The 1,698-nt window shown below is 29.3% G+C and carries 2 protein-coding genes; both read left to right on the plus strand.

Annotated features, from left to right (window positions below):
- The first annotated feature begins 235 nt into the window (after positions 1-235).
- Positions 236-532 (plus strand): helix-turn-helix domain-containing protein, encoded by a 297-nt coding sequence (locus FT993_RS01695; protein ID WP_147860811.1) that lies wholly within the window; start codon positions 236-238, stop codon positions 530-532.
- Positions 519-1,334, plus strand: a complete 816-nt coding sequence (locus FT993_RS01700; protein ID WP_147860812.1) for a DUF3800 domain-containing protein — start codon at positions 519-521, stop codon at positions 1,332-1,334. Before FT993_RS01695 ends, FT993_RS01700 begins: the two co-directional genes overlap by 14 nt.
- The last annotated feature ends 364 nt before the right edge of the window (positions 1,335-1,698 follow it).

Raw genomic sequence — 1,698 nt, forward strand, 5'->3', positions numbered from 1 at the left:
TCACCTAGAAATGCAACTAGCACTCATTTTAAACTGTTTTTACGCCCCTAAAAATCATTTTCAAAAAATATTGACTCATCGATAAATTTCATAAAAATCAGAAAAATAATATTTTTAAGAGCATTAATTGGTAGTTTTGAGACTGACTGCCGTTGGCATACATTTTGGCTACAGAACTAAATTTTGTAGTCTATTTTTTTATTTATATATTTGACAAATATTGTCAAGTCAAAATATGGAAAATAGCTTCGGAGAAACAATACGCAAATTGAGAGAAGAAAATAATCTTCTTTTAAGAGAGGTTTCCGCAAAATTGGAAATTGACGCTTCTATTTTAAGTAAAATTGAAAACAACAATAGAGTAGCAAAAAAAGAACTTGTTAAAAAGTTCTCTAAACTATATAAGGTAGATTACAACGAACTATTAATAATATGGTTTTCGGACAAAATAGTAAGTGAGTTAAAAGACGAGAATAATATTGAGGAAATATTAAGAATAGCAGAGCAAAAAATAAAAAATGGGAAAGAATAAATTAATGGATTATCATCGCTTTTTGGATGAAGCTGGAGATACTACTTTCTATGGTAAGGGAAAGAAAAACATTATTGGTCAAGATGGAGTGTCGAAAACTTTTATTCTTGGTATGATAAAAGTGAAAGACCCATTAGATGAAGTCAGAGATAAAATAAATGCGCTTCAGGATAAAGTTGTTGAAGATGAATTTTATCACGTTCCAAGTGTTTTAAAGAAGATTAATAAAACTGGATATTATTTACACGCAACAGACGATTTGCCAGAGGTTAGAAAGGAAATGTTTGACTTAATGAAAACAATAAATTGCAGTTTTGAAGCAGTTGTTGGAAGAAAAGACATTGAACGATATGAAACAAAACATAAAGGTAAAGAAGAGTATTTTTATGCTGATTTACTGTCCCATTTACTTAAAAACAAACTCTCAAAGCACGACAAACTTGTTATGCACATTTCAGAGCGTGGAAAAAGCACTAAAAACCATAATTTAGAATTAGCATTTCTTAAAGCCAAACAAAGGTTTACTAAAATTAACGGAAATAAAGAATCAAAAACTGAAGTAGTTTTCAATGTAAATTATCCGACAAAAGACCCATTACTAAATTTAGCTGACTATTTCTGCTGGACTATTCAAAGAGTATTTGAAAGAGGAGAAATTAGATATTATAACTTTATCAAAGACCAAGTGAAATTGGTAATTGACTTGTATGACACAAAAAAATATGATGGGTGGAAAAACTATTATGACAACAGAAAAAATCCATTAACATCTGAAAATAAAATAAGCCCACTAAAACACTAATTCCAAATTAAATTTGAAATAACGACGTGGAGTCGACTTTCGTGTTTCGCAGACTTAACTGTTGCAAATATACAAAATATTTATGAATCCATAAAAAACGTATGCCAACAACGTATATAAAAAATAGCTAATTCTGTGCCAAACTATTGTTTAGGTCTAATTTAAAAACATTATTTTAGTCGGAAAAGTATGTGTTTATTTACACGCTACTTTTCATATACAAGACCGTCAGACTGTCTCAAAACCATGCCATTATTGCAGTCTTTTTTTAAGGATATATTTTTAAATTTTTTTATCTTTAAAAATGGAATATCAACAAGGAGAAGACCGGGAGCAATTAACTTTATACAGCACTTGTTTAGAC

It is taken from the genome of Mesonia sp. HuA40 (genome assembly GCF_008017835.1).
In the GTDB taxonomy this organism is placed as follows: domain Bacteria; phylum Bacteroidota; class Bacteroidia; order Flavobacteriales; family Flavobacteriaceae; genus Mesonia.

Coding starts and splice junctions, on each gene's coding strand:
- FT993_RS01695 (WP_147860811.1), top strand. CDS start 236: ATGGAAAATAGCTTCGGAGAAACAATACGCAAATTGAGAGAAGAAAAT.
- FT993_RS01700 (WP_147860812.1), top strand. CDS start 519: ATGGGAAAGAATAAATTAATGGATTATCATCGCTTTTTGGATGAAGCT.